The following is a 25,953-nucleotide window of genomic DNA, read 5'->3' as shown; positions in this document are numbered from 1 at the left end:
ATTGACTTTACACCAAGACTAGCGCATATTTTACAGCACAAATTAACAAGACAATTTTTGGAGGACGTTTTCTATGCCAGCCCGTGATTATCCCGACAAGCGTGTTGCTCGCGGTGTAGCAAAGGAGGCCGATCTCAGGATGTTAAGTGCGCGCATCGATCCAGCGCTGATGGAATACATCCGCATTACTGCGTATGAAACACGGAAAAGTAAGCAGGAAATCGTGGCGGAAGCGTTAGCACTTCACCGCCAAAGGAATCAGATTGCGTCATAAACACCAAAAGCCCGAAAAATCCCCCGGGCTTTTGCTGCTGTCTGGATTATTTCACCAGCGTATTTAACGTCTCCAGCGCCTCAGGCGGCAATACCAGATCGGCTGCCGCCAGGTTTTCACGCAGATGCGCCACCGAAGAAGTACCCGGGATCAAGAGGATATTTGGCGAGCGTTGCAGCAGCCATGCCAGCGCCACCTGCATAGGCGTCGCATCCAGTGAATCCGCCACCGCCTGTAGCCCGGAAGATTGCAATGGCGTGAAACCACCCAGTGGGAAGAACGGCACCCAGGCAATCCCCTGCTGCGCCAGCGAATCTACCAGCGCATCGTCACCGCGATTCACCACGTTGTACATGTTCTGTACGCATACCACGGAAACCATCTTCTGCGCTTCAGCCACCTGCGAAGCGGTGACGTTGCTCAGCCCAATATGGCGAACCAGCCCCTGTTGTTGCAGCTCCGCGAGGGTGCTTAGCGGCGCGGCAATCGAGCCTTCCGCTGGTCCGTGGGCGCTAAACATGATCCGCAGGTTAACCACGTCCAGCACATCTCGCTTCAGGTTGCGCAGGTTGTCATGCACCGCCTGCGTCAGCTCCTGGGCGGAAAACGCCGGCAGCCAGGAGGCGTCCTCGCTGCGTCGGGCTCCAATCTTAGTCACAATCGTAAGGTCGTCCCGGTACGGATGAAGCGCCTCGCAAATAAGCTGGTTGGTCACATGGGGGCCGTAAAAATCGCTGGTATCAATGTGATTTACCCCCGACTCTACCGCTTCACGCAACACCGCCAGCGCCGCATTTTTGTCTTTTGGCGGACCAAAAACGCCAGGTCCGGCAAGCTGCATCGCGCCATAGCCAAACCGTTTAACCGTACGCGTTCCGAGCGTGAATGTTCCGCATTTATCTATGCTGCTCATGCTGACCTTCCTCATTAAAATGATCCGGGTTTACAACAGGTTCCGCAACGAAACCATTAGTTAAGCAATAGTAAAATTAAAGTTTAAATTGGCTACGACGATAGTATTGATGTAACCCTGCCTCTTCTATTACGGATGACCGCCATGCTGAAAAATCTGCACGTGATTACCGGTATTATCTTTGCCCTCACCATATTCTGTCTGCTGCAAGTTGTCACGGGAGGGTTGTTCTACTCTGCCGTTAACAACGATCGTCACAACTTTCAGAACTCCGGGTTGCTCAATGCCCAGCAGGAGAGCCTGAGCGACAGTGTGAACACCCTGGTGAAAACGCGCGTTACCGTCACCCGCGTGGCGATCCGCCACCTGAAAAACCAGCGCGACCCGGCCTCTCTCGCAGCGATCAACACGCTGCTGGGCACCGCCAATGGTTCGCTGGCCAAAGCCGAAGACTATTACAAAAACTGGCAGGCGATTCCGCAGGTGAAGGGGCAAAATGCCGCGCTCACCGAAGAGATGCAGAAAGCCTGGAAGAACATGCACGAGGTAATGCGCTTGTCCATTGCGTACTTGCGCGCCGATAACTATCAGGCCTATGGCGACCTGGACGCCCAGCAGGCGCAGGATGAGATGGAGGCGGTCTATACCCGCTGGCGCGCGGAAAACAACGTCCTGCTGAAAGCCGCCGCCGAAGAGAACCAGAACAGCTTTACCCAGATGCAGTGGACGCTGGCGGCGATCTTCCTGGCCGTTATCGCCGTGCTGGTGGTGATCTGGCAGGGTTTACAGCACCTGCTCCTGAGACCGCTCAACGCCATCATGAACCATATTCGCACCATCGCGAGCGGCGATCTGACGCAAAACGTCGCGATTACCGGGCGCAACGAAATGGGCCAGCTGGCCGCCGGTCTGCATGAGATGCAACAGTCGCTGGTCAGCACCGTCAGCGCCGTGCGCGGCAGCACAGATTCTATCTACACGGGCGCAGGAGAAATTGCCGCCGGGAGTAACGACCTTTCCGCCCGAACCGAGCAGCAGGCAGCCTCGCTGGAAGAGACCGCCGCCAGCATGGAAGAGCTGACGGCCACGGTGAAACAGAACTCGGATAACGCTCGTCAGGCGACGCTGCTGGCAAAGAATGCGTCTGAAACCGCCGCACGCGGCGGCCAGGTGGTGAATAATGTAGTGCGTACCATGAATGACATTGCCGACAGTTCTCAGCAAATTGCGCATATCACCGGCGTTATCGATAGCATTGCCTTCCAGACCAACATTCTGGCGCTCAACGCGGCGGTTGAAGCCGCCCGTGCCGGCGAACAAGGCCGCGGCTTTGCGGTGGTGGCAGGCGAAGTACGGACGCTGGCCAGCCGCAGCGCGCAGGCGGCAAAAGAGATCAAAGGGCTTATTGAAAACTCCGTCAGCCGGGTGAATACCGGCTCGGAACAGGTGAGCGAGGCGGGTGCGACCATGAAAGAGATCGTCGCGGCCGTGACACGCGTAACCGATATTATGGCTGAAATCTCGTCGGCGTCTGACGAGCAAAGCCGCGGTATTGAACAGGTCAGCCTGGCGGTCTCGCAGATGGACAGCGTAACGCAGCAAAACGCCGCGCTGGTACAGGAGTCGGCAACGGCGGCGGCGGCGCTGGAAGATCAGTCTGAACAGCTGCGCCAGGCCGTGGCGGCATTCCGGCTGAACATGCAGGAAAACACCGCTCCGCGGCCAAAAAATACAAAAGCACCGCAACTGTTGCGTCTCGCCACGGTCAGTGCCTCAGGTGACACAAACTGGGAGACGTTCTAGGCCTTACCGTTAACGGCTGTGCTTGGCGTGACGTTCCCAGTTCTCCTGTTTCGCCTCATCGGATTTTCGGAGTGAAACATAACATGCCCCGCTGCCGCCGTGATGCGGCAGCGCCACGCAGAAAGCCTGCACGTCCTCGAACTCGGTTAACCAGCGGGCAAGATAACTGCGCACCACGTTCGGGTGCGAATTCTGCTCGCGGCCCTTCCCGTGAATGATAATCAGGTTACGTAAACCGTCGCGGCTGGCCTGGCGAATGAAGGCGTACAGCATCTGGCGGCAGCGTTCGGCGGGCTGACGCAACAGATTTAAGCTGGCCTGTCGGGCGTATTTACCCGAGCGCAGCTTGTCAATAACGCCCTGCTGAACGCCCTCGCGCTGGAACATCAGCGGCTCTTCAAGCGGCAAGAGTTCCAGGAAACCCAGTGTGAGAAAGTTGTCGAGCTGCTCGGTATCGATCTCCTGGCGAACCCGGGTATTACGGCTTTGCTGCCAGTGGATATCGGTGCAGCGTTTCAGGGGCTGGACATCCTCCATGGCGTCAAGAAAAAGTGATTTGTCGTCAGGGTTCATGGAAATCCTCCGGGCACATCGGGGCTTGTACTATACCTGCACCGGGCAGGGGCCTCAATAACCCTTACCGCAAGGGGCAAGATAAATATTAATCTGATGAATATATATAGCTACCATTAAAGTTATTTAAATATTACTTAACTAAAACCACAGCAGAGTTAAAATAAGTGATTTGCGTTGAAATTTTGTAAAACCAATGACGTGCCGCCTTTCTTTTTTCAGGAAAGATGTTATACCTAAATATACCTGCCTCATGGATATAATACCCAGGATTTGCGAAAGGACGCACTGCTGTGTGTACTGTAGGGTCTGTCTGATGTCGGACAGGCTCTATTTTTTCTTTGGCAATTTCACGATAAAACTATTTTTCTCGCATCCCTTCTGAATTGTGTAATTAATGATTCAGCCAGGGGCGTCTGGCGTGCATCACGGCGCTGAATTAAATAATAGGCCGCTCTGGGAAGTGTTTCCACAACCGGCAGCATGACCAGCCGGTGCGCCAGCAGCGGGTCGCAGCCCAACTCCTGCGGCAGCACGCTCAGGAAGTCACTTTGTGCGACAAGGCTAATACAGGACGAAAAGGTTTCGCAAACGACGCCAATACGCGGTATCTGCGAGCGATGATGAAATATATCCTCAAGCTGCTTATAATAACTTCCCCGCGGCGTTGGCATTGTCCAGTTATAATGAAGAAGTTCATTAATAGAGGTAGCCCCCAACGCCGGATGTCCTTCCCGACAAAATACCGCAAAAGGTTTCTCAAAGAGTTTTTCAAACGTAAATTCGTGATCGTAAGGCCCCTGATAATAGGTGTTGATGGTAAAGTCCAGCTCACCCTGGCGTAATTCATTGATCATTGATACCAGCTGACCTTCCATAATCCGCACCTTGATCTGAGGATGCTGCGCATGAAAACGGGAGATAACGGCGGGCATCAGGCTGCGCGCCACGCTGGCACCCATCCCAATATTGATCTGCCCGGTCAGCTCCCCCTGACGCTGACGGATATCATCCTGCGCTGCGCGAAGCTCTTCCAGAATCAAATTAGCGCGGTGATAAAACCCTTCCCCGCACTCGGTCAGGGCGACACCTTTACTCCGGCGCACAAACAGCTGTGCCGCCATGCCCTCTTCCAGCTCTTTAATGGATTTAGTCAGCGCGGGCTGCGAAAGATTCAGCACCCGGCTGGCTCCGCGAATACTGCCCTGACGCGCCACTTCGACAAAAGCCCGAATTTGATGAAATTTAATCTGAAATGACATAACCCGACCGATAACCGTTGTTTATCAGAGTAAAGAAACTGTCATCTACTTTAATGGAATCGGATGTGCGAGGGTAATTCCTGAACGGTTAAAACTGTGAAAAATCGCTTAGTGATAAGTAAAAACTATCACAGCGTGAAGCAGTTCACATATTTTAATGATGACAGGAAAAGATATGAACGCACTGGCGCAGTACATCCACACATTAGCCCCCCAACTGAGCGCATGGCGTCGCGATTTTCACCATTTCGCGGAATCCGGCTGGGTGGAGTTTCGCACTGCCGCGAAAGTCTCGGAGATCCTGGACTCGCTGGGTTACGAGCTGGCGATGGGTCGCGATGTCGTGGATGCCGAAAGCCGGATGGGGTTGCCCGATGACGCAACCCTGGCGCAGGAATTTGCCCGCGCCCGCGCGCAAGGCGCACCGGAAAAATGGCTCGCGCCGTTCGAAGGCGGGTTCACCGGCATTGTCGCGACCCTGAATACCGGTCGCCCCGGCCCGACGCTGGCCTTTCGCGTGGACATGGATGCGCTTGATCTGAGCGAAGCGCATGACGACAGCCACCGGCCGTACCGCGACGGTTTTGCCTCCTGTAACCCGGGCATGATGCACGCCTGCGCGCATGACGGCCACACCACCATTGGTCTGGGGCTGGCGCAGGTGCTTAAGCAGCATGAAGCCCAGCTCAACGGCACCATCAAACTGATCTTCCAGCCTGCCGAAGAGGGTACGCGCGGCGCCCGCGCTATGGTCGCTGCAGGGGCGCTGGACGACGTGGACTACTTTACCGCCATTCATATTGGAACCGGCGTTCCGGAAGGGACGGTGATCTGCGGCAGCGATAACTTCATGGCGACCACTAAATTTGACGTGCGCTTTACCGGCGTTGCCGCACACGCTGGCGGTAAACCGGAAGAGGGCCGTAACGCCCTGCTCGCGGCGGCCCAGGCCGCTATCGCGCTGCATGGCATCGCGCCCCACAGCGAAGGCGCGTCCCGGGTTAACGTCGGAGTCATGCAGGCGGGCAGCGGACGCAACGTGGTTCCGGCTAATGCGTTACTTAAGGTTGAAACCCGCGGCGAAAGCGAGGCCATTAATCAGTATGTCTTCGATCGCGCGCAGGCGGTGATTACCGGCGCGGCAGCGCTCTACGGCGTAACAGCCGGGATAAACCTGATGGGGGCGGCGACCTCCAGTGCCCCCTCCCCGGCCTGGGTCGATTATCTGCGCGAACAGGCAAGCCAGGTGCACGGCGTGACTCATGCCATTAATAAGGTCAAAGCGCCTGCGGGCTCCGAAGATGCCACGCTAATGATGGCCCGCGTGCAGCAGAACGGCGGCATGGCCTCGTATATGGTCTTCGGCACCGAACTGAGCGCCGGACATCACAACGAAAAATTCGATTTTGATGAGCAGGTGATGAACGTTGCCATCGAAACACTGGCGCGAACTGCGCTTAATTTCCCGTGGACGCGAGGTGTGTAATGCAGGAGAACTACGCTTTTATCGCTGATGCCATCGACACGCGATGTCAGACGTTTACCGATATTGCCGACGACATCTGGGATCATCCCGAAACGCGCTTTGAAGAGTTCTGGTCCGCCGAACGGCTTGCCAGCGCGCTGGAAGCCGAGGGCTTTACCCTGATGCGGGAAGCCGGAGGCATTCCCAACGCCTTTATTGCCAGCTACGGCAGCGGCAAGCCCGTTATCGCCCTTCTGGGCGAATACGACGCCCTGGCCGGGTTGAGCCAGCAGGCGCACTGCGCGACGGCGCAATCCGCCACCCCGGGGGCTAACGGCCATGGCTGCGGGCATAACCTGTTGGGTACTGCTGCCTTTGCCGGTGCGGTGGCGGTGAAAAGCTGGCTGGAACAGCACGGCGGCAGCGGAACGGTACGATTTTACGGCTGCCCCGGCGAGGAAGGCGGCTCTGGTAAAACCTTTATGGTGCGTGAAGGATTATTTGACGACGTGGACGCTGCCGTGACCTGGCATCCGGAAGCCTTTGCCGGGATGTTTAACGTCAGCACACTGGCCAATATTCAGGCCGCCTGGCGGTTTAAGGGGATCGCCGCCCATGCCGCAAACTCCCCACATCTGGGACGTAGCGCGCTGGATGCCGTGACGTTGATGACCACCGGCACAAACTTCCTCAACGAACACATCATTGAAAAAGCGCGCGTTCATTACGCCATCACCGATACCGGCGGAATTTCGCCTAACGTGGTGCAGGCTCAGGCAGAAGTGCTGTACCTGATCCGCGCTCCGGAGATGGCCGATGCGCAGCAGATCTACGCGCGCATCGAGAAAATCGCCCAGGGCGCGGCGATGATGACCGAAACCACTGTCGAGTGTCGCTTTGATAAAGCCTGCTCCAGCTATCTGCCGAACCGTACGCTCGAAGCGGCCATGTACCGCGCATTGCAGCATTACGGCACGCCGGACTGGACGGAAGAAGAACGCGAATTTGCCCGTGAAATCCGCGCCACGCTCACGGCAAACGACCTGCAAAACAGCCTGAAAAACATTGCCGCAACGGGAGCCGAAGAGGGAAAAGCCTTTGCCCGACGCCATCACGAAACGCTACTGGTGGATGAAGTTGCCCCTTACGCCATCACCGATAACGTGCTGGCAGGCTCCACCGACGTGGGGGATGTCAGCTGGAAGATGCCTGTCGCACAGTGCTTTAGCCCCTGTTTTACCGTCGGCACCCCGCTGCATACCTGGCAATTGGTGGCGCAGGGGCGTACCTCTATTGCCCATAAAGGCATGCTGCTGGCCGGAAAAGTGATGGGGGCGACCGCGCTGCATCTGCTTCAGGATGCCGACCTGCTGCGAAAATGTCGGGAAGAATTCGAACAACACATAACAGAAAAACCGTACGAGTGTCCGATCCCGCAGGACGTGACACCGTCACCTTTAAAATAAAAAAACACAACACAACACAACAACAGTCCCGAGGAACGCCCATGAGTATGTCATCCATACCTTCGCATTCCCCATCCGGTAAGCTCTATGGCTGGGTTGAAAGGATCGGTAATAAAGTGCCGCACCCTTTCCTGCTTTTTATCTATTTAATTGTCATCCTGATGGTCGCGACAGCCGTGCTGTCCGCCTTTGATGTGAGCGTGCGCAGCCCGGCCGACGGCAGCATGGTGGCCGTAAAAAATCTGCTCAGCGTGGAGGGGTTGCACTGGTTTTTGCCGAACGTGATTAAAAACTTCAGCGGTTTTGCGCCGCTGGGCGCCATCCTGGCGCTGGTGTTAGGCGCGGGTCTGGCCGAACGCGTGGGTCTGCTGCCCGCGCTGATGGTGAAAATGGCCTCGCACGTCAGCGCGCGTTATGCCAGCTATATGGTGCTGTTTATTGCCTTCTTCAGCCATATCTCGTCCGACGCGGCGCTGGTGATCATGCCGCCGATGGGGGCGCTGATTTTCCTTGCCGTTGGCCGTCATCCTGTTGCGGGCCTGCTGTCGGCGATCGCGGGCGTCGGCTGTGGGTTTACTGCTAACCTGCTTATCGTGACCACCGATGTGCTGCTCTCCGGCATCAGCACGGAGGCAGCAAGCACCATCGATGCGGCCATGCACGTCAGCGTGATCGACAACTGGTACTTTATGGCCAGTTCGGTGATTGTCCTAACGATTGTCGGGGGGCTGATTACCGATAAGATCGTTGAGCCGCGCCTGGGTAAATGGGAAGGCCGGAGCGATGAAAAGCTGGAGACGCTGAGCAAAGAGCAGCAGTTCGGCCTGCGCGTCGCTGGGATCGTCTCGCTGGCATTCATTGCGGCTGTGGCGCTGATGGTGGTGCCGGAGAATGGCGTGTTGCGCGATCCGATCAAACACACCGTACTTCCCTCGCCGTTTATTCAGGGTATTGTGCCGCTGATAATTCTCTTCTTCTTCGTCGTTTCGCTCGCCTACGGCATCGCTACCGGTAAAATCCGCCGTCAGGGAGATCTGCCGCACCTGATGATCGAGCCGATGAAGGAGATGGCGGGTTTTATCGTGATGGTGTTCCCGCTGGCGCAGTTTGTGGCCATGTTTAACTGGAGCAACATGGGCAAGTTTATGGCCGTGAGCCTGACGGACGCGCTGGAGGCGGCGGGGTTGAGCGGGGTTCCGGCGTTTGTCGGCCTGGCGCTGCTGTCGTCCCTGCTGTGCATGTTTATTGCCAGCGGGTCGGCCATCTGGTCGATTCTGGCCCCCATTTTTGTCCCCATGTTTATGATGCTCGGCTTTCATCCGGCATTCGCCCAGATCCTGTTCCGTGTCGCCGATTCTTCGGTGATCCCGCTGGCGCCCGTGTCACCCTTCGTTCCGCTGTTTTTAGGCTTCCTGCAACGCTACAGACCGGAGGCTAAGCTGGGTACCTACTATTCGCTGGTCTTGCCCTATCCGCTTATCTTCTTAGGGGTATGGCTGGTGATGCTGGTGGCGTGGTATCTTGTCGGCCTGCCGATTGGACCGGGTATTTACCCGAGGCTGAACTAAGGAATACTGATGCTGAGATTACTCGAAGACAAGATTGCGACACCGCTGGGGCCGCTGTGGGTTATCGCGGATGAAGCGTTCAATCTTCGCGCTGTTGAGTGGGAAGAGCACAGCGACCGGATGGTTGAGCTGCTCAACATTCATTATCGCGCCGAGGGTTACGAGCGTATTACAGCCCGTAATCCTGGCGGGCTGAGCGATAAACTGGCGGCCTACTTCGAGGGCGATCTCAGCATTATTAATACCCTGCCAACCGCCACGGCGGGTACCCCTTTTCAGCGTGAGGTGTGGCAGGCGCTGCGTAACATTCCCTGCGGGCAGGTGATGCACTACGGTCAGCTGGCAGAGCAGCTTGGCCGTGCCGGCGCGGCGCGCGCAGTCGGTGCGGCGAATGGCTCAAATCCCGTCAGCATTGTGGTGCCTTGCCATCGCGTGATCGGGCGCAACGGCACCCTCACCGGCTATGCCCGGGGAGTACAGCGTAAAGAGTGGCTGCTGCGTCACGAAGGGTATTTTCTGCTGTAATTCCCAGGCTTTTTGTGCTTAATTTTCTTCCTGTTAGGCTAATAATCCTTAATCATTCTGTGGAATTTCAAGGAGATGGCAGCTCGCTGCCGTCTCTTGTCTTTATTGGGGGTTTGCCAGACTTACGTCCTTACCAAAAAGATGTTAAAATTGACCAATATCAATTAAGGCTTGAGCAAACCTATGATCCCGGAAAAGCGAATTATACGACGCATTCAGTCTGGCGGTTGTGCTATCCATTGCCAGGATTGCAGCATCAGCCAGCTCTGTATCCCGTTTACTCTGAATGAGCATGAACTCGATCAGCTTGACAATATCATCGAGCGCAAAAAGCCTATTCAGAAAGGGCAGACGCTGTTTAAAGCGGGAGACGAACTGAAATCGCTCTATGCTATCCGTTCTGGCACCATCAAAAGCTACACCATTACCGAACAGGGCGACGAGCAGATCACTGGCTTCCATCTGGCGGGCGATTTAGTCGGCTTTGACGCCATCGGCAGTGGCCATCACCCGAGTTTTGCTCAGGCGCTGGAAACCTCTATGGTTTGTGAAATCCCGTTTGAAACGCTGGACGATCTGTCCGGTAAGATGCCGAACCTGCGTCAGCAGATGATGCGTCTGATGAGCGGTGAGATCAAAGGCGATCAGGATATGATCCTGCTGCTTTCCAAAAAGAATGCCGAAGAGCGTCTGGCCGCCTTTATCTATAACCTCTCCCGCCGTTTCGCGGAACGTGGCTTCTCCCCACGCGAATTCCGTCTGACCATGACGCGTGGCGATATTGGTAACTATCTGGGCCTGACCGTGGAAACCATCAGCCGTCTGCTGGGTCGTTTCCAGAAGAGCGGAATGCTGGCGGTTAAAGGTAAGTACATCACCATTGAAAACGGTGAAGCCCTGGCCATTCTGGCGGGTCACTCACGTAACGTGGCATAACTCTCCCGGATATCTTATGCCAGGCCGATAAATTTTCATGATTATTGATCTGGCAAAAACTTCCCCCCTGTTTCATTCAAGATATATAGGTTACTCTTTTACTTACAGACTGTGGTGACAGTAGTAAGGAGACCTGTATGGCAAAGTATCAAAATATGCTGGTGGCTATCGATCCGAATCAGGACGATCAGCCAGCATTACGACGTGCTGTGTATTTACATCAACGGATTGGTGGCAAAATTAAAGCCTTTTTGCCGATTTATGACTTCTCATACGAGATGACCACCCTTCTGTCGCCTGACGAGCGCACCGCTATGCGTCAGGGAGTGATCAGCCAGCGTACCGCGTGGATCCGCGAGCAGGCGAAGTATTATCTGGAAGCGGGCGTACCTATCGATATCAAGGTGGTCTGGCACAACCGTCCTTTCGAAGCCATTATTCAGGAAGTGGTGGCCGGTGGGCATGACCTGCTGCTGAAAATGGCGCACCAGCATGACAAACTGGAATCCGTGATTTTCACCCCGACCGACTGGCACCTGCTGCGCAAATGCCCTTGTCCGGTATGGATGGTGAAAGATCAGCCGTGGCCTGAGGGCGGGAAAGCCGTCGTGGCGGTCAATCTGGCCAGCGAAGAGGATTATCACAATTCGCTGAACGAGAAACTGGTGAAGGAGACCCTTCAGCTTGCCGACCAGGTTAACCATACCGAAGTCCATCTGGTGGGAGCCTATCCGGTTACGCCAATCAATATCGCCATCGAGCTGCCTGAATTTGACCCGAGCGTGTATAACGATGCGATTCGCGGTCAGCATCTGCTAGCCATGAAAGCGCTGCGCCAGAAATTCAGTATCGATGAGAACATGACCCACGTAGAAAAAGGGTTACCGGAAGAGGTTATTCCGGATCTGGCGGAGCATTTGCAGGCCGGGATTGTGGTGCTGGGCACCATTGGCCGGACCGGTATTTCTGCCGCGTTCCTGGGTAATACCGCCGAGCAGGTGATCGACCATCTTCGCTGCGACCTTCTGGTTATCAAGCCGGATCAGTATCAGACGCCGGTTGAACTGGACGATGAGGAAGACGATTGACCCCAAAATGAAAGCCCGCCGGTAACGGCGGGCTTTTTTTATTGCGCTTCGCTCAACCGTTGCGCCGGTGCCTCGTCGCCAGCATTCATCCAGGGCGCGTGCAGAACCATGCTCGGCAGCGCCAGCTTGATCTCTTGCTGGTTCAGCCCCTCCAGAATACGAATATTGATCTCCTGCTGAATATCCATGTACTTGTTGTAATCAGCCGTATTAACAATATGGACCACCTCGAAGGTCAGGCGATCGCGATCGAAGCCCAGGAAATGGGCGCGGTCAAACTTCGTTTCCCCGACGTCGGTAATGATCTGTTTGACCATATCACCCACTGAACGCAGTTTTTCCGGCGCCGTGTCGCTGGCGACCCCGAAGGTAAAGACGATCCGGCGCGTTTGCATCCGCTTGTAGTTATGCAGCGTCTGTTGCAGCAGGATGGCGTTCCCACAGACAATTTGCTCCCCGCTCAGGCTACGGATACGGGTGGTTTTCAGGCCGATGTGCTCTACCGTCCCGGCGACATCGTTAAACACCACAAAATCGCCGATTTCGAACGGCTTATCAAAACCGATGGAGAGCGATGCAAACACGTCGCTCAGGATCGTTTGCACCGCGAGGGCGATAGCAATACCCCCTACCCCAAGGCTGGCAACCAGAGCAGTGATGTTGACGCCCGCGTTAGCAAGGATAGACAGCAGCATCACTGACCAGACAATGGCACGGAGGATAAGCCCCGTGATCACCAGCGTCACCGGGTTTTTATGGCTTCCCGGCGCCAGCATGACGTGACGAAGCCACGACACCACCCCCTGATCCATCCACAGCGCCACCTGGATAGCGAAGACCAGGAACCAGGCGTGGCTCACGGTACCAAAGAGATGATCCGGTAAGTCGACGAAACGCAGGCTGAACAGCAGCGCCACGACAAAAAGCAGGAAGCGGCTGGTGCGGTTAAGCATATCCGTCAGGATAAAACGCATCCGGTTGGTGGTGGGATGCTTGTCGCCCCAGGTGGTGATCCCTTTCTTAACAAAGGCGATCAGGCGCGTCAGCAGCCAGTACACCAGCAGAGTTACAAAGACTACCGTGGCGACGCCAATCCAGAATGATGGCGTCATCATCAGCGCGATGATGTCAAAGCGGGACAGAAATTGCATTACACCTCCTCGTATTACACAAAGGGTAAAGTATAGACAGAGGAGAATGGCTGACCGCAGAAATAAGAAAACCGCCCCCAGGGGCGGTTTGACAGGATGAAGCGGAATTAAAGAGATTTCAGAATCGCATCCACGCTGGCCTTGGCGTCGCCAAACAGCATGTGGGTGTTATCTTTAAAGAACAGCGGGTTCTGCACGCCAGCATAGCCGGTGTTCATAGAGCGTTTGAAGACAATGACGTTCTGCGCCTTCCACACTTCGAGAACAGGCATACCCGCAATCGGGCTGCGCGGATCGTCCTGCGCCGCCGGGTTAACGGTGTCGTTAGCGCCAATCACCAGCACGGTGTCGGTGTCGGCGAAATCATCGTTGATCTCGTCCATTTCCAGCACGATGTCGTAAGGCACCTTCGCTTCCGCCAGCAGCACGTTCATGTGGCCTGGCAGACGTCCCGCCACCGGGTGAATACCAAAGCGAACCTTGATACCGCGAGCGCGCAGTTTCTCGGTGATTTCCGCCACCGGATACTGCGCCTGCGCCACCGCCATGCCATAGCCCGGGGTGATGATAACGGAATGCGAGTTTTTCAGCATCTCTGCGGTGTCTTCCGCACTGATTTCACGGTGTTCACCCACTTCCTCATCAGAACCGGTTGATGAACCGTCAGAACCGAAGCCACCCGCGATGACGCTGATAAACGAGCGGTTCATCGCCTTACACATGATGTAAGACAGGATCGCACCGGAAGAACCGACCAGCGCACCGGTGACAATCAGCAGGTCGTTGCTCAGCATAAAGCCTGCTGCTGCCGCTGCCCAACCGGAGTAGGAGTTCAGCATGGAGACGACTACCGGCATATCTGCCCCGCCGATAGACGCCACCAGATGCCAGCCGAAGGCTAGCGCGATGATGGTCATCACCAGTAACGCCAGCACCTGCAAGCCTACGCTTTCGGTACGCACGAAGACCACCAGCAGCACAAAGGAAACGACCAGCGCCGCCAGATTCAGCTTGTGGCGGTTAGGCAGCATCAGCGGTTTGGAAGAGATCTTCCCGCGCAGTTTGCCGAACGCCACGATTGAGCCGGTGAAGGTCACCGCGCCAATGAAGATGCCGAGGAACACTTCGGTCAGGTGGATGTTCACCAGAATCGGTTCCAGACCCGGTTCGTGGTACAGATAGCTGTTGAAGCCCACCAGCACCGCGGCCAGACCCACGAAGCTGTGCAGAATAGCAACCAGCTCCGGCATCTCGGTCATTTCAACGCGTTTCGCCAGACGAATACCAATCGCACCACCGATGATCATCGCCACCAGGATCCACGCCACGTTGCCAGTGTCCGGCCCAAAGATGGTGGCAATCAGCGCAATCGCCATCCCGGCGATACCAAAGTTATTTCCCTGCTGAGACGTTTCGTGTTTGGAAAGCCCCGCCAGACTGAAAATAAACAGGATTGCAGCAACAATGTATGCGGCTGTAACTAATCCTCCAGACATATGCTACCCCTTAGCCTTTACGAAACATTTTCAGCATGCGCTGAGTCACGGTGAAACCACCGAAAATATTGATACTGGCGATCAGCACTGCAATGAAGCTCAGGAAGCTGATCCAGCCGCCATGACCAATTTGCAGCAATGCCCCAACCACGATAATCCCGGAGATGGCATTGGTAACCGACATCAGCGGGGTATGCAGCGCATGGGAAACGTTCCACACGACGTAGTAACCCACCACGCATGAGAGCGCGAAGACGGTGAAGTGGCCAAGGAACTCTTTTGGCGCGACGTCCGCCAGCCAGCCAAACAGGATAATGACCAGCGCCATGATGGCGTATTTGCGCCACGGCGACGCAGGTTTCGCTGGTTCTGCAGGCTCAGGCGCCGCTTTCGGCGCAGCCTGAGGCTGAGCGGAAACCTGTATCGGCGGTGCAGGCCAGGTGATTTCCCCTTCACGCACCACGGTCACGCCGCGCACCACCACATCATCAAAATCAACGGTGATGTTGCCGTCTTTCTCTTTGCAGAGCAGCTTCAGCAGATTAACGAGGTTCGTGCCGTACAGCTGAGAGGACTGGGTTGGCAGACGTCCTGGCAGGTCGGTATAACCGATCACCTTCACGCCGTTCGCGGTCGTCGTGACCTGATTTGGCACGGTATACTCACAGTTACCGCCGTTTTGCGCCGCCAGATCGACAATCACGCTGCCCGGCTGCATGGAATCCACCATCTCACGGGTGATCAGCTTCGGCGCCGGTTTACCCGGAATAAGCGCGGTGGTGACAATGATGTCCACCTCTTTTGCCTGCGCCGCAAAGAGCGCCATTTCCGCCTTAATAAAGGCTTCAGACATGACCTTCGCGTAACCATCACCGCTGCCCGCTTCTTCCTTGAAGTCCAGCTCAAGGAATTCGGCGCCCATACTCTGCACCTGCTCCTTCACTTCCGGCCGGGTATCAAACGCACGAACAATAGCGCCCAGGCTGTTTGCGGCCCCAATAGCGGCAAGACCTGCCACACCGGCACCAATTACCATCACCTTCGCGGGTGGTACTTTGCCTGCGGCCGTAATTTGACCGGTAAAGAAGCGACCAAACTCATGAGCAGCTTCGACAATGGCGCGATAGCCGGCAATGTTTGCCATAGAACTCAGCGCATCCAGAGACTGCGCGCGCGAAATACGCGGCACGGAATCCATCGCCATCACGGTGACACCGCGTGCCGCCAGCTTCTCCATCAGCACCGGGTTTTGGGCTGGCCAGACAAAGCTCACAAGCGTCGTGCCCGCGTTCAGCAGTTCAATTTCACTCTCTTCCGGTGCGTTTACCTTCAGAATAATGGGTGATTGCCAGACCTCAGCACCGTCCACTACGTCCGCGCCAGCCTGAATAAAGGCCTCGTCATCGAAACTCGCCAGTTTGCCCGCGCCGCTTTCAATCGCGACGGTAAAACCCAGTTTAAGCAGTTGCTCCACCGTTTTTGGTGTTGCCGCTACGCGGGTTTCATTGGCTAACCGTTCTTTTGGTACCCCAATACGCATAGTTTTCCCTTCCATCGGTTTGTGATGATGGTTTGTCGATAATTGCCCGCGGTTCGTATCAATTTTCACCATCGCGATAACGACGGAGAATGATTAACCCCGGAAAATAAAACAGTAACAAACTTTCTATAACCTACTGAAAATAGCGCCCGTGATCTACCGCCAGAAAACACTATTTCTTATTTTATCTGTGAAAAATAAGCGATCGGGGTCACTGACAGAGATATTTACCTTAAATTCGCCTTCAGGACCGATAAATCGCGCAAGCGAAGCGGTAAAAACATGATATAGCGCCATAAAAGAACAACTCATTAACATTAAATTAACTTGTAAAAGTCATATGCTTAATCAGTTTTTCTTGTGAAACGCCTGTTTTTTCCACATATCACAAAATGTTATCGAATCAGGTCCTTTGCTGAGCACAGGCTGTGAAAAATGCCGCAGACAGCGACGGGTGTTAAATGCCATAATCGGGACCGTCTCAAATTAACAACAACACCAGTACATGGTTTGCGCAAGGCGAAGGATTATTTTTATGAAGCTTAAGAACACACTCCTGGCGTCCGCACTTCTTTCCGCGACCGCCCTGTCAGCGAATGCTGCGACAGAGTTGACGCCGGAGCAAGCGGCAGCGTTAAAACCTTTTGACCATACGGTCATTGTGGGTCGGTATAATTCCATTGGCGATGCCGTCGCCGCCGCATCAAAAGCCGCCGATAAAAACGGCGCTGCCTCGTTTTACGTTGTTGACCAGTCCGATCAGGGCAACAGCGGTAACCAGCGCGTGACTGTTGCGCTGTACAAAGAGAATGCCCCAAAGGCAGATGAACAGAAAAACCGCGTGATTAACGGCATTGTTGAACTGCCGAAAGATCAGGCTGTTCAGCTGGAACCGTATGACACCGTGACCGTTCAGGGCTTCTACCGCAGCCAGCCTGAAGTTAACGATGCCATCACCAAAGCCGCGAGAGAAAAAGGCGCTTACGCGTTTTATATCGTGCGTCAGGTTGATGCCAACCAGGGCGGAAACCAGCGCATTACCGCCTTCATCTATAAGCAAGATGCGAAAAAACGCGTAGTGCAAAGCCCGGATGCGATTCCAGCGGATTCAGAAGCCGGTCGTGCTGCGTTAGCAAAAGGCGGTGAAGAAGCGAAGAAAGTTGAAATTCCGGGCGTAGCAACGTCTGCGGCACCAAGCGCAGAAGTGGGTCGTTTCTTTGAAACCCAATCCACCAAAGGCGGTCGTTATACCGTTACGTTACCAGACGGCACGAAAATTGAAGAGCTGAACAAAGCCACTGCCGCGCAGATGGTGCCGTTCGACAGCATCAAGTTTACGGGCAACTATGGCAACATGACAGAAATCTCCTATCAGGTGGCGAAGCGTGCTGCGAAGAAAGGCGCGAAGTATTACCACATCACCCGCCAGTGGCAGGAACGTGGCAACAACCTGACCATCAGTGCTGATCTGTACAAGTAACAAAACGGTTTCATAAAGGCGGCGCAGTGCCGCCTTTTTTGTTACTTTTTTTCTGATTTCTGCCCCATGTCATTGCATGCATCCGTCACACTCCGTAAAATCCCGCGCCTTAGCGTGATCCACCATTTTTATGCGCCTTAGCGAAATAATTATTCTGGATTTGGACTTTTCATAACAGGAAGCCAATGGAAAAGAAACTTGGCCTGAGTGCGTTAACTGCACTTGTATTGAGCTCAATGCTGGGCGCGGGCGTATTCAGTTTGCCGCAGAACATGGCGGCCGTCGCCAGCCCGGCCGCATTACTGATTGGCTGGGGCATCACCGGCGTCGGGATTTTGCTGCTGGCGTTCGCCATGCTGCTGCTGACGCGTATCCGACCGGATCTGGACGGCGGAATATTCACTTACGCCCGTGAAGGTTTTGGCGAGCTGATTGGCTTCTGCTCCGCCTGGGGCTACTGGCTGTGCGCGGTGATCGCCAACGTCTCCTATCTGGTTATCGTCTTCTCGGCGCTCAGTTTCTTTACCGATACGCCCGAACTGCGCCTGTTTGGTGACGGCAATACCTGGCAGTCCATCGTCGGCGCCTCGGTGCTGCTGTGGATTGTTCACTGGTTGATTATGCGCGGCGTTCAGACCGCGGCCAGCATTAACCTGGTGGCGACGCTGGCCAAGCTGGTGCCGCTTGGCCTGTTCGTCGTGCTGGCCTTCCTCGCCTTCCGTCTCGATGTCTTTACGCTCGATTTCAGCGGTATTGCGTTGGGCGTTCCCGTCTGGGAGCAGGTGAAAAATACCATGCTGATTACCCTGTGGGTGTTCATCGGTGTTGAAGGTGCCGTCGTGGTCTCTGCCCGCGCGCGTAACAAACGCGACGTGGGACGCGCCACGCTGCTGGCCGTCCTGGCGGCGCTGGGCGTTTATCTGCTGGTGACGCTGCTGTCGCTCGGTGTGGTGGCCCGCCCTGAACTGGCGGAGATGCGTAATCCGTCCATGGCCGGGCTGATGGTGAAAATGCTCGGTCCCTGGGGTGATGTGGTTATCGCGGCAGGTTTGATTGTCTCCGTCTGCGGCGCGTACCTGAGCTGGACCATTATGGCGGCGGAAGTTCCGTTCCTGGCCGCCACGCACAAAGCGTTCCCGCGCCTGTTTGCCCGTCAGAATAAAAACAGTGCGCCATCGGCCTCTCTGTGGCTCACCAACGTCAGCGTGCAGGTCTGTCTGGTGCTGATCTGGCTCACAGGTTCGGACTATAACACGCTGCTGACCATCGCCTCCGAGATGATTCTGGTACCCTATTTCTTAGTGGGCGCATATCTGTTAAAAATTGCGACCCGCCCGGCACACTATGCGGTAGGCGTAGGTGCCTGTATTTACGGTCTATGGTTATTGTATGCTTCCGGCCCGATGCATCTGCTGCTGTCCGTGGTGCTCTACGCGCCAGGCCTGCTGGTATTTATCTACGCTCGCCGTACGCATCAGCTTGATAATGCTCTTAAGCGCCGCGAAATGGCGTTGATAGGTTTGCTGTTAGTCGCTGCCGTACCGGCAACGTGGATGTTAATGGGATAGCGCCGCCTGTCCCATTGTTGAACTGAAAAGGAGATTACGATGGGACACACGCAGCAACGCCCAATATTGATCACTGGCGCAGGCCGTCGCATCGGCCTCGCCCTCGCCCATCACTTTCTCAATCTTCGCCATCCGGTTATCGTCAGTTACCGCACGGAATATCCCTCCATTGAAGGGCTACGACATGCCGGAGCCGTCTGCATTCAGGCGGATTTCTCCACGGATGAAGGTATTCTTGCTTTCGCGGAAAAAGTGAAATCGACCACCCCCGGGCTGCGGGCGGTTATTCACAACGCCAGTACCTGGCTTCCTGAAAAAGCAGGACATTCGCTCAGCGAAACGCTCGCCTGCATGATGCAGATCCACGTTAATGCGCCTTATCTGCTCAACCATGCCCTACAGGATCTGCTACGCGGACACGGCCATGCCGCAGGCGACATTATCCATTTCACCGATTACGTGGTGGAGCGAGGCAGCGATAAACACATCGCCTACGCGGCCAGCAAAGCCGCGCTGGATAATATGACTCGCTCGTTCGCGCGCAAGCTGGCCCCCGAGGTAAAAGTCAACGCGATTGCCCCGGCGATGATTTTATTTAACGAGGGCGATGATGCCGAGTATCGTCAGCAGGCGCTTAACAAGTCGTTGATGAAAATTGCGCCCGGCGAGAAAGAGGTGATCGACCTGATCGATTATCTGCTGACCAGCTGTTACGTCACGGGAAGGACGTTTGCCGTGGACGGTGGCCGCCCGCTGCGCTAGTGAAAGCGGCTCCAGAAGAAGATGAGCACCCAGGCGCTGAGGCTCCAGCAGACCACCGCCCCGCCCAGCGCCAGGGGCAGACGCAGAAAACCGGTGAAGTACCACAGCGACAGCAGATAGATGAAATACGGGATGATTGACCACATCCCGAATACAATGGTGGCACGCAGCGCCTCTATACCCCGCTCAGAGGCCACAATATAGTGCGCAATTAACGCAAAGGTGGGAAACAGCGGGATAAGCCCGGCAATGTAGTAGTTCTTCGTTTTAGCCAACACCCCAATCAGCAGCACGACCAGCGCACCCAGCGCGGCTTTGATCAACAGCCCCATTCTTTTCCCTTAACAATCAAATAACATTCCCGTGCAGGATAACGGAACTCCGGCTAATTATGAAAGATTAATGGAAGGTTAAGGTTGTGCGGTGTATGTTGACGTTTTTCGCGATGACAGACGTAGTATGAATAAGATTGTTTATGTTGAAGATGAACCCGAAGTGGGTCAATTGATCGCCGCTTATCTGGGTAAACATGATATTGAAGTGGTTGTCGAACCTCGTGGCGATCGCGCTGAAGACGTCGTCACCCGCGAAAATCCGGACCTGGTGTTGCTGGACATTATGCTGCCCGGAAAAGATGGCATGACGCTTTGCCGGGATCTGCGCGCGAAGTGGGACGGCCCGATCGTGCTGCTGACCTCTCTCGACAGCGATATGAATCATATTCTGTCCCTTGAGATGGGCGCGAATGACTACATCCTGAAAACCACGCCGCCGGCGGTCCTGCTTGCCCGTTTGCGCCTTCATCTGCGTCAGCGTGCCAGCGCTGAGCATGAAGCGCCTGCGCCCTCTTTAACGCCGCATAAGGCGATGCGGTTCGGCACGCTTTCTATCGACCCGGTCAACCGACAGGTTATGCTTTCCGGGGAGCTAATTGCGCTCTCAACCGCAGATTTTGACCTGCTGTGGGAGCTGGCAACTCATGCCGGGCAAATTATGGACCGGGATGCATTGCTGAAAAATCTGCGCGGCGTAAGTTACGACGGAATGGATCGTAGCGTTGATGTGGCGATTTCTCGCCTGCGAAAAAAACTGCAGGACAGCGCCACCGAGCCCTACCGCATTAAAACCGTACGTAATAAGGGCTACCTGTTTGCCCCGCACGCATGGGAAACCTGAAAAAAAACTACACAGTAAATTTCGAAAAATAACTTGCGATGCATCAGGAATGTTATCGGTATACGTCGTAAGTTTTCGATTATATGCATCGTTAGTCATGAAATATCCCTTGATCACATTCCTCTTACCTGTTCAATTTCGATGTGCATTTTTCGCGTAAACAAAAGTAGCTCTAATGTATTTCATTGCTATAGTACAATATATATTCAGCAGTTCAGGAACCATTATCGATCAAAAATCCGTCACTTAAATGCACATTGTGTTAAAAATGAACTTTACAATTGACTAAATTATTATCTTATCCTTATGAAAACAAAGGGGATATAGTTAGCATATAAATAATATCGATCTTTTTCAATAGCTTACGCGTTTGCAGAAATCTAATTCTCATGCTAAACCTTATACTCTCTCAATTATTTAATGAACGAGGTATAGCAATGTCATGGAGAGTCATTAGCTCGGTAATTTGTCCTAACACGGGGATCGTTTATTCAAGCATCTTGGGACTCAAGTTCTTGAAACTCATCATTTGGTATGAAAGCGATGTTTATTTGTACCCCGGCGATAGGATATATCCGACAAAGAATGGCGTCTTCATTAATGGTGTTTTCAAGCCAATATCGATATACAACATCTCCCCTTACAACGAGATGTTATGGAGTGAAATTAAAAACAAGATGGCCTGCCCATACAATCGAAACCAGGAAGAGGAGATATGTACCTACGCGGTGCATTGCAACGCGCGTAAGTGTCCGCATGGGTTTGCCACGAATCCACTGATTGTCAGCACAGTCAAATCCAGACATTAACGAATGTTGGTAATGTTCAGGTTACAAAGATAAGTATCTTTGTCGCACCGTTTGCGCCGGATACCTCTCACTGGTAAACACCATAAATAAAGCCACCCGCAGGTGGCCTTTGTCATTGTTATTCTGATTCACAAATACTCTCAATCGCAAATAAACTCGTATAGCGAAGCGTAAACGGATTACCCGGGCATTGATGGAATAAAGCGATGCCGTGTTTTATTACCTTTCGACGATTACCCCTTTTCAACGCATCATGCCTGACTTGCGCCCATAGCGACCCTGCTGGTAAAAGACGTGTAGTGAAGCCCCTGTTTCGGTGAAATTAATGAAGAAGCTGTTTGTTCAGTTTTATTTACTGCTGTTTGTCTGCTTTCTGGTGATGACCATGCTGGTCGGGCTGGTCTATAAGTTCACCGCAGAGCGTGCGGGCAGACAATCCCTGGACGATCTGATGAAAAGCTCGCTCTACCTGATGCGTAGCGAGCTGCGCGAAATTCCTCCGCATGACTGGGCACGTACGTTAAAAGAGCTGGATCTGAATCTGTCGTTTGATCTGCGTATCGAACCCCTGAAGGATTTTGATTTAGCGCCGCCGGCGATGCAGCGTTTGCGCGATGGAGTCATCGTCGCCCTGGACGAGAAATATACCTTCATTCAGCGTATTCCGCGCAGCCACTATGTCCTTGCCGTCGGGCCAGTGCCCTATCTCTATTACCTGCACCAGATGCGCCTGCTGGATCTCGCCCTGCTGGGCTTTATTGCCATCTCGCTCGCTTTCCCTGTGTTCATCTGGATGCGACCGCACTGGCAGGACATGCTGAAACTGGAATCCGCCGCACAGCGTTTTGGGGAGGGTCATTTAACTGAACGCATACATTTCGACAGTGGTTCCAGTTTTGACCGTCTCGGTATTGCCTTTAACCAGATGGCCGATAACATCAACGCCCTGATTGCCAGCAAGAAGCAGCTTATCGACGGCATTGCGCATGAACTGCGCACTCCGCTGGTACGCCTGCGTTATCGCCTGGAGATGAGCGAGAACCTCACCGCCGCGGAATCGCAGGCCCTCAATCGGGATATTGGCCAGCTTGAAGCGCTGATTGAAGAGCTGCTGACCTATGCCCGCCTCGATCGGCCTCAGACGGAGTTGCACCTCAGTACGCCGGATCTTCCCGTCTGGCTACAGACGCATATTAACGATGTGCAGAGCGTTAACCCTCAGCGAAAACTGCTGACAGCCATTACCCCCGGCGCGTACGGCGCGCTGGACATGCGCCTGATGGAACGCGTGCTGGATAATCTGATGAACAACGCCATGCGCTACAGCGAAACCACGCTGCGCATAGGTTTAGATTTGCAGAGGAGCCAGGCAATTCTGTGCGTGGAAGACGATGGCCCCGGTATTGAGCCAGCGGAGCGTGAAAAAGTTTTCGAGCCGTTTGTGCGCCTCGACCCCAGCCGCGACCGTGCTACCGGCGGCTGTGGTCTGGGGCTGGCTATTGTCCGTTCTATTGCCCAGGCAATGGGCGGTTCGGTTTGCTGCGAAGCGAGCGAGCTGGGCGGGGCCCGGTTCGTCTTTAGCTGGCCGATCTATCACAACATTCCTCTTCCCGTACCTGCCTGACCTAAACCGCACGCTGGCCTGACCCGGCGTGTTGTGCTATATCAGTAGTATGTTGTAACTAATTAAGGGCTATTATGGCGACTTACGATCTCATCGAAAGGCTTAACACCACATTTCGGGAAATAGAGCAGGCGTTACTGACCCTGACGGCGCAACTACAGGGCTGCCGCCTGCTGGCCGCCCGCGTCTTTTCCCTGCCCGAGGTGGCGAAAGGCGCGGAACACGACCCGCTGAACACCATTGAGGTAACGCAGCATATCGGTAAAGTGGCGCTGGAACTAACGTTGCAGCACTATCGCCGCCTTTTCATCCAGCAGCAGTCCGAAAATCGCAGCAGTAAGGCCGCCGTTCGCCTGCCCGGCGTCATCTGTCTGCAAACGGATACCGCAACGCGTGAAGCCATTGAGGCGCAAATTACGCATATTAATACACTGAAAGCCGCCTTCGAGAAAATCGTGACCGTTGAGTCCGGGCTGGCACCGGCTGCCCGTTTTGAATGGGTGCATCGCCAGCTTCCGGGGCTGATCACCCTGAATGCTTACCGCACGCTGACGGTACTGCGCCACCCCGCCACGCTGCGCTTCGGCTGGGCCAACAAGCACATCATTAAAAACTTCACGCGCGACGAGATCCTGGCTCAGCTGGAGAAAAGCCTGAAGTCGCCGCGAACGGTCGCCCCGTGGTCGCGGGAACAGTGGATTGAACGGCTGGAGCAGGAGTACCACAGCATTGCCTCCCTGCCGGCTGATACCCGTCTTAAAATAAAGCGTCCGGTGAAGGTGCAGCCTATCGCTCGTGTCTGGTATGCGGGACAGCAAAAGCAGGTGCAATACGCCTGCCCGACACCGCTGATTGCGCTCTACGATGCCGATCAGGGAGCGGTGGTGCCGGATATCGGAGAACTGCTGAACTACGATGCTGAAAACGTTCAGCATCGCTATAAACCCCAGGCGCAGCCGCTACAGCTGATTATCCCGCGGCTGCACCTGTATGTGGCGCAGTGATTACCTGATGCTGCCCACCATCGCTTCCGGGCGGACCCAGGCATCAAACTCGGCGTCCGTCAGGTAGCCCAGCGCCAGCGCAGAGGCTTTCAGGGTAAGCCCCTCTTTGTGCGCTTTTTTAGCGATTTCGGCCGCTTTGTCATAACCAATATGGGTGTTTAGCGCCGTGACCAGCATCAGGGACTCATTCAGCAGCTGGCTGATTCGCTCGCGATTAGGCTCAATGCCCACCGCGCAGTGCTCGTTAAAGCTCTCCATGCCATCGGCCAGCAGACGAATCGATTGCAGTACGTTGTGGATCACCATCGGGCGATAGACGTTAAGCTCGAAGTTACCCGACGCGCCGCCCATGTTGACCGCAACGTCATTACCCATCACCTGACAGCACAGCATGGTCATGGCTTCGCACTGCGTCGGGTTTACTTTACCCGGCATAATGGAGCTGCCCGGCTCGTTTTCCGGAATGCTGATTTCGCCGATGCCGCAGCGCGGGCCGGAGGCCAGCCAGCGCACGTCGTTGGCGATTTTCATCAGCGAGGCTGCCAGCCCTTTCAGCGCGCCATGGGTATGGACCAGCGCATCACAGGTCGCCAGCGCTTCGAATTTATTCGGGGCGGTAACAAACGGCTGCCCGGTGATCTTCGCCAGCTCTTCTGCCACACGCACCGCGTACTCGGGATGGGTGTTTAACCCGGTGCCAACCGCCGTTCCGCCGAGCGCCAGCTCCGCCAGATGCGGCAGGCTGTTGTCTATATGCTTAAGATTGTGCTCCAGCATCGCCACCCAGCCGGAGATCTCCTGGCCAAGCGTCAGCGGCGTGGCGTCCTGCAGGTGCGTACGACCAATTTTTACAATGTCGCCGAAAGCCTGCGCTTTCTCGTTAAGCGTAGATTTGAGCACGTTGAGTTGCGGGATAAGCTGCTCGCGGATAGCGATGACGGCCGCCACGTGCATGGCCGTCGGGAACACGTCGTTGGAACTCTGGCTTTTATTCACGTCATCGTTCGGGTGAACCTTCCGCTCCATGCCGCGTACGCCGCCAAGCAGCTCGCTTGCGCGGTTCGCCAGCACCTCGTTCATGTTCATGTTGCTCTGGGTGCCTGAGCCGGTCTGCCAGATGGCAAGGGGGAATTCGTCGGGATGTTTGCCCGCCAGCACTTCGTCGGCGGCATTGATGATGGCGGAGGCTTTATCGGCATCCAGCAGGCCCAGATCCTGATTGACTTTGGCGGCAGCGCGTTTGGTCAACGCCAGCGCCTGGATTAGCGAGACGGGCATTTTCTCTGTCGAAATGCGGAAATGCTCCAGCGAACGCTGGGTTTGCGCGCCCCATAGCTTGTCGGCCGGGACGTCGATGGCGCCCATGGAGTCTTTCTCGCGGCGATGCATTGTCATTACTTACTCCTTGATAACAAAGATGGGATTGCTCACATGCTTAAGAGATAAGTATTGATGACTTCTTAGAAACGT

Annotated in this window: 23 protein-coding genes; 15 read left to right on the top strand and 8 right to left on the bottom strand. The window is 54.9% G+C overall.

From position 1 onward, the window contains the following. Positions 1-73 precede the first annotated feature (73 nt). Complete coding sequence (locus L2Y28_RS09405; protein ID WP_022647949.1) at positions 74-274, top strand: hypothetical protein; 201 nt, start codon at positions 74-76, stop codon at positions 272-274. Between the two features lie 46 nt (positions 275-320). On the opposite strand, the gene L2Y28_RS09400 is transcribed toward L2Y28_RS09405, so the two are convergent. After that, complete coding sequence (locus L2Y28_RS09400; RefSeq protein WP_022647948.1) at positions 321-1,187, bottom strand: aldo/keto reductase family oxidoreductase; 867 nt, start codon at positions 1,185-1,187, stop codon at positions 321-323. Positions 1,188-1,331: 144 nt separating this feature from the next. Here L2Y28_RS09400 and L2Y28_RS09395 point away from each other — a divergent pair, with 144 nt between their 5' ends. Further along, positions 1,332-2,990 (top strand): methyl-accepting chemotaxis protein, encoded by a 1,659-nt coding sequence (locus L2Y28_RS09395; protein ID WP_023330135.1) that lies wholly within the window; start codon positions 1,332-1,334, stop codon positions 2,988-2,990. Between the two features lie 9 nt (positions 2,991-2,999). On the opposite strand, the gene smrA is transcribed toward L2Y28_RS09395, so the two are convergent. Beyond that, the gene (gene smrA / locus L2Y28_RS09390) at positions 3,000-3,563 is read right to left on the bottom strand and encodes a DNA endonuclease SmrA (protein ID WP_022647946.1); all 564 of its coding nucleotides are present in this window, start codon (positions 3,561-3,563) and stop codon (positions 3,000-3,002) included. Between the two features lie 350 nt (positions 3,564-3,913). Further along, positions 3,914-4,825: a LysR family transcriptional regulator gene (locus tag L2Y28_RS09385; RefSeq protein WP_022647945.1), complete on the bottom strand. Its 912-nt coding sequence runs from the start codon at positions 4,823-4,825 to the stop codon at positions 3,914-3,916. A gap of 175 nt (positions 4,826-5,000) precedes the next feature. Between L2Y28_RS09385 and L2Y28_RS09380 the strand changes: the two genes are divergently transcribed. The 6 genes from L2Y28_RS09380 (at position 5,001) to uspE (ending at position 11,873) form a co-directional block, all read left to right on the top strand. Next, entirely contained in the window at positions 5,001-6,311 is a 1,311-nt protein-coding gene (locus tag L2Y28_RS09380) for a M20 family metallo-hydrolase (protein ID WP_022647944.1), read from the top strand. Continuing rightward, entirely contained in the window at positions 6,311-7,756 is a 1,446-nt protein-coding gene (locus tag L2Y28_RS09375; protein WP_022647943.1) for a M20 family metallopeptidase, read from the top strand. The genes L2Y28_RS09380 and L2Y28_RS09375 overlap by 1 nt, the downstream gene beginning before the upstream one ends. 41 nt (positions 7,757-7,797) lie before the next feature. Further along, the gene (abgT, locus tag L2Y28_RS09370; protein WP_022647942.1) at positions 7,798-9,324 is read left to right on the top strand and encodes a p-aminobenzoyl-glutamate transporter; all 1,527 of its coding nucleotides are present in this window, start codon (positions 7,798-7,800) and stop codon (positions 9,322-9,324) included. Positions 9,325-9,333: 9 nt separating this feature from the next. Continuing rightward, positions 9,334-9,849: a methylated-DNA--[protein]-cysteine S-methyltransferase gene (ogt, locus tag L2Y28_RS09365; RefSeq protein ID WP_022647941.1), complete on the top strand. Its 516-nt coding sequence runs from the start codon at positions 9,334-9,336 to the stop codon at positions 9,847-9,849. Between the two features lie 183 nt (positions 9,850-10,032). Further along, a complete protein-coding gene (gene fnr / locus L2Y28_RS09360) occupies positions 10,033-10,785 on the top strand; it encodes a fumarate/nitrate reduction transcriptional regulator Fnr (RefSeq protein ID WP_000611906.1) in 753 nt (250 codons plus the stop codon). Positions 10,786-10,922: 137 nt separating this feature from the next. Beyond that, on the top strand, positions 10,923-11,873 hold the full coding sequence (gene uspE, locus L2Y28_RS09355) for a universal stress protein UspE (protein ID WP_003857535.1): 951 nt from the start codon (positions 10,923-10,925) through the stop codon (positions 11,871-11,873). A gap of 38 nt (positions 11,874-11,911) precedes the next feature. Here uspE and L2Y28_RS09350 read toward each other — a convergent pair whose 3' ends face one another. The 3 genes from L2Y28_RS09350 to pntA form a co-directional block, all read right to left on the bottom strand. After that, complete coding sequence (locus L2Y28_RS09350) at positions 11,912-13,024, bottom strand: mechanosensitive ion channel family protein (protein ID WP_022647940.1); 1,113 nt, start codon at positions 13,022-13,024, stop codon at positions 11,912-11,914. A 107-nt stretch (positions 13,025-13,131) separates the two neighbouring features. Further along, positions 13,132-14,520, bottom strand: a complete 1,389-nt coding sequence (gene pntB / locus L2Y28_RS09345; protein WP_022647939.1) for a Re/Si-specific NAD(P)(+) transhydrogenase subunit beta — start codon at positions 14,518-14,520, stop codon at positions 13,132-13,134. Between the two features lie 10 nt (positions 14,521-14,530). Continuing rightward, entirely contained in the window at positions 14,531-16,060 is a 1,530-nt protein-coding gene (gene pntA / locus L2Y28_RS09340; protein ID WP_022647938.1) for a Re/Si-specific NAD(P)(+) transhydrogenase subunit alpha, read from the bottom strand. Between the two features lie 535 nt (positions 16,061-16,595). Between pntA and ydgH the strand changes: the two genes are divergently transcribed. The 3 genes from ydgH (at position 16,596) to folM (ending at position 19,870) form a co-directional block, all read left to right on the top strand. Further along, positions 16,596-17,540, top strand: a complete 945-nt coding sequence (gene ydgH, locus L2Y28_RS09335; protein ID WP_022647937.1) for a DUF1471 family protein YdgH — start codon at positions 16,596-16,598, stop codon at positions 17,538-17,540. A gap of 185 nt (positions 17,541-17,725) precedes the next feature. After that, a complete protein-coding gene (locus L2Y28_RS09330) occupies positions 17,726-19,108 on the top strand; it encodes an amino acid permease (RefSeq protein ID WP_022647936.1) in 1,383 nt (460 codons plus the stop codon). 39 nt (positions 19,109-19,147) lie between these two features. After that, on the top strand, positions 19,148-19,870 hold the full coding sequence (gene folM / locus L2Y28_RS09325; RefSeq protein ID WP_022647935.1) for a dihydromonapterin reductase: 723 nt from the start codon (positions 19,148-19,150) through the stop codon (positions 19,868-19,870). On the opposite strand, the gene L2Y28_RS09320 is transcribed toward folM, so the two are convergent. Beyond that, positions 19,867-20,202, bottom strand: coding sequence for a GlpM family protein (locus L2Y28_RS09320; protein WP_022647934.1), 336 nt, complete (start codon positions 20,200-20,202; stop codon positions 19,867-19,869). The genes folM and L2Y28_RS09320 overlap by 4 nt on opposite strands. A 127-nt stretch (positions 20,203-20,329) precedes the next feature. Between L2Y28_RS09320 and rstA the strand changes: the two genes are divergently transcribed. From rstA to tus, 4 genes are all read left to right on the top strand, one after another. Further along, complete coding sequence (gene rstA, locus L2Y28_RS09315) at positions 20,330-21,046, top strand: two-component system response regulator RstA (protein ID WP_032623343.1); 717 nt, start codon at positions 20,330-20,332, stop codon at positions 21,044-21,046. 389 nt (positions 21,047-21,435) lie between these two features. After that, positions 21,436-21,855 (top strand): anti-adapter protein IraM, encoded by a 420-nt coding sequence (gene iraM, locus L2Y28_RS09310; RefSeq protein ID WP_048966459.1) that lies wholly within the window; start codon positions 21,436-21,438, stop codon positions 21,853-21,855. 325 nt (positions 21,856-22,180) lie between these two features. Continuing rightward, positions 22,181-23,479, top strand: coding sequence for a two-component system sensor histidine kinase RstB (gene rstB / locus L2Y28_RS09305; RefSeq protein WP_022647931.1), 1,299 nt, complete (start codon positions 22,181-22,183; stop codon positions 23,477-23,479). A gap of 74 nt (positions 23,480-23,553) precedes the next feature. Further along, a complete protein-coding gene (tus, locus tag L2Y28_RS09300; RefSeq protein ID WP_022647930.1) occupies positions 23,554-24,483 on the top strand; it encodes a DNA replication terminus site-binding protein in 930 nt (309 codons plus the stop codon). Here tus and fumC read toward each other — a convergent pair whose 3' ends face one another. After that, the gene (fumC, locus tag L2Y28_RS09295; RefSeq protein WP_022647929.1) at positions 24,484-25,878 is read right to left on the bottom strand and encodes a class II fumarate hydratase; all 1,395 of its coding nucleotides are present in this window, start codon (positions 25,876-25,878) and stop codon (positions 24,484-24,486) included. It lies immediately after the preceding gene. Positions 25,879-25,953: the final 75 nt, after the last annotated feature.

The organism is Enterobacter sp. JH25, from assembly GCF_021725435.1.
Classification (GTDB): Bacteria; Pseudomonadota; Gammaproteobacteria; order Enterobacterales; family Enterobacteriaceae; genus Enterobacter; species Enterobacter intestinihominis.
This window is presented reverse-complemented; position numbering and strand designations above follow the sequence as displayed.

Coding starts and splice junctions, on each gene's coding strand:
- L2Y28_RS09405 (WP_022647949.1), top strand. CDS start 74: ATGCCAGCCCGTGATTATCCCGACAAGCGTGTTGCTCGCGGTGTAGCA.
- L2Y28_RS09400 (WP_022647948.1), bottom strand. CDS start 1,187: ATGAGCAGCATAGATAAATGCGGAACATTCACGCTCGGAACGCGTACG.
- L2Y28_RS09395 (WP_023330135.1), top strand. CDS start 1,332: ATGCTGAAAAATCTGCACGTGATTACCGGTATTATCTTTGCCCTCACC.
- smrA (WP_022647946.1), bottom strand. CDS start 3,563: ATGAACCCTGACGACAAATCACTTTTTCTTGACGCCATGGAGGATGTC.
- L2Y28_RS09385 (WP_022647945.1), bottom strand. CDS start 4,825: ATGTCATTTCAGATTAAATTTCATCAAATTCGGGCTTTTGTCGAAGTG.
- L2Y28_RS09380 (WP_022647944.1), top strand. CDS start 5,001: ATGAACGCACTGGCGCAGTACATCCACACATTAGCCCCCCAACTGAGC.
- L2Y28_RS09375 (WP_022647943.1), top strand. CDS start 6,311: ATGCAGGAGAACTACGCTTTTATCGCTGATGCCATCGACACGCGATGT.
- abgT (WP_022647942.1), top strand. CDS start 7,798: ATGAGTATGTCATCCATACCTTCGCATTCCCCATCCGGTAAGCTCTAT.
- ogt (WP_022647941.1), top strand. CDS start 9,334: ATGCTGAGATTACTCGAAGACAAGATTGCGACACCGCTGGGGCCGCTG.
- fnr (WP_000611906.1), top strand. CDS start 10,033: ATGATCCCGGAAAAGCGAATTATACGACGCATTCAGTCTGGCGGTTGT.
- uspE (WP_003857535.1), top strand. CDS start 10,923: ATGGCAAAGTATCAAAATATGCTGGTGGCTATCGATCCGAATCAGGAC.
- L2Y28_RS09350 (WP_022647940.1), bottom strand. CDS start 13,024: ATGCAATTTCTGTCCCGCTTTGACATCATCGCGCTGATGATGACGCCA.
- pntB (WP_022647939.1), bottom strand. CDS start 14,520: ATGTCTGGAGGATTAGTTACAGCCGCATACATTGTTGCTGCAATCCTG.
- pntA (WP_022647938.1), bottom strand. CDS start 16,060: ATGCGTATTGGGGTACCAAAAGAACGGTTAGCCAATGAAACCCGCGTA.
- ydgH (WP_022647937.1), top strand. CDS start 16,596: ATGAAGCTTAAGAACACACTCCTGGCGTCCGCACTTCTTTCCGCGACC.
- L2Y28_RS09330 (WP_022647936.1), top strand. CDS start 17,726: ATGGAAAAGAAACTTGGCCTGAGTGCGTTAACTGCACTTGTATTGAGC.
- folM (WP_022647935.1), top strand. CDS start 19,148: ATGGGACACACGCAGCAACGCCCAATATTGATCACTGGCGCAGGCCGT.
- L2Y28_RS09320 (WP_022647934.1), bottom strand. CDS start 20,202: ATGGGGCTGTTGATCAAAGCCGCGCTGGGTGCGCTGGTCGTGCTGCTG.
- rstA (WP_032623343.1), top strand. CDS start 20,330: ATGAATAAGATTGTTTATGTTGAAGATGAACCCGAAGTGGGTCAATTG.
- iraM (WP_048966459.1), top strand. CDS start 21,436: ATGCTAAACCTTATACTCTCTCAATTATTTAATGAACGAGGTATAGCA.
- rstB (WP_022647931.1), top strand. CDS start 22,181: ATGAAGAAGCTGTTTGTTCAGTTTTATTTACTGCTGTTTGTCTGCTTT.
- tus (WP_022647930.1), top strand. CDS start 23,554: ATGGCGACTTACGATCTCATCGAAAGGCTTAACACCACATTTCGGGAA.
- fumC (WP_022647929.1), bottom strand. CDS start 25,878: ATGACAATGCATCGCCGCGAGAAAGACTCCATGGGCGCCATCGACGTC.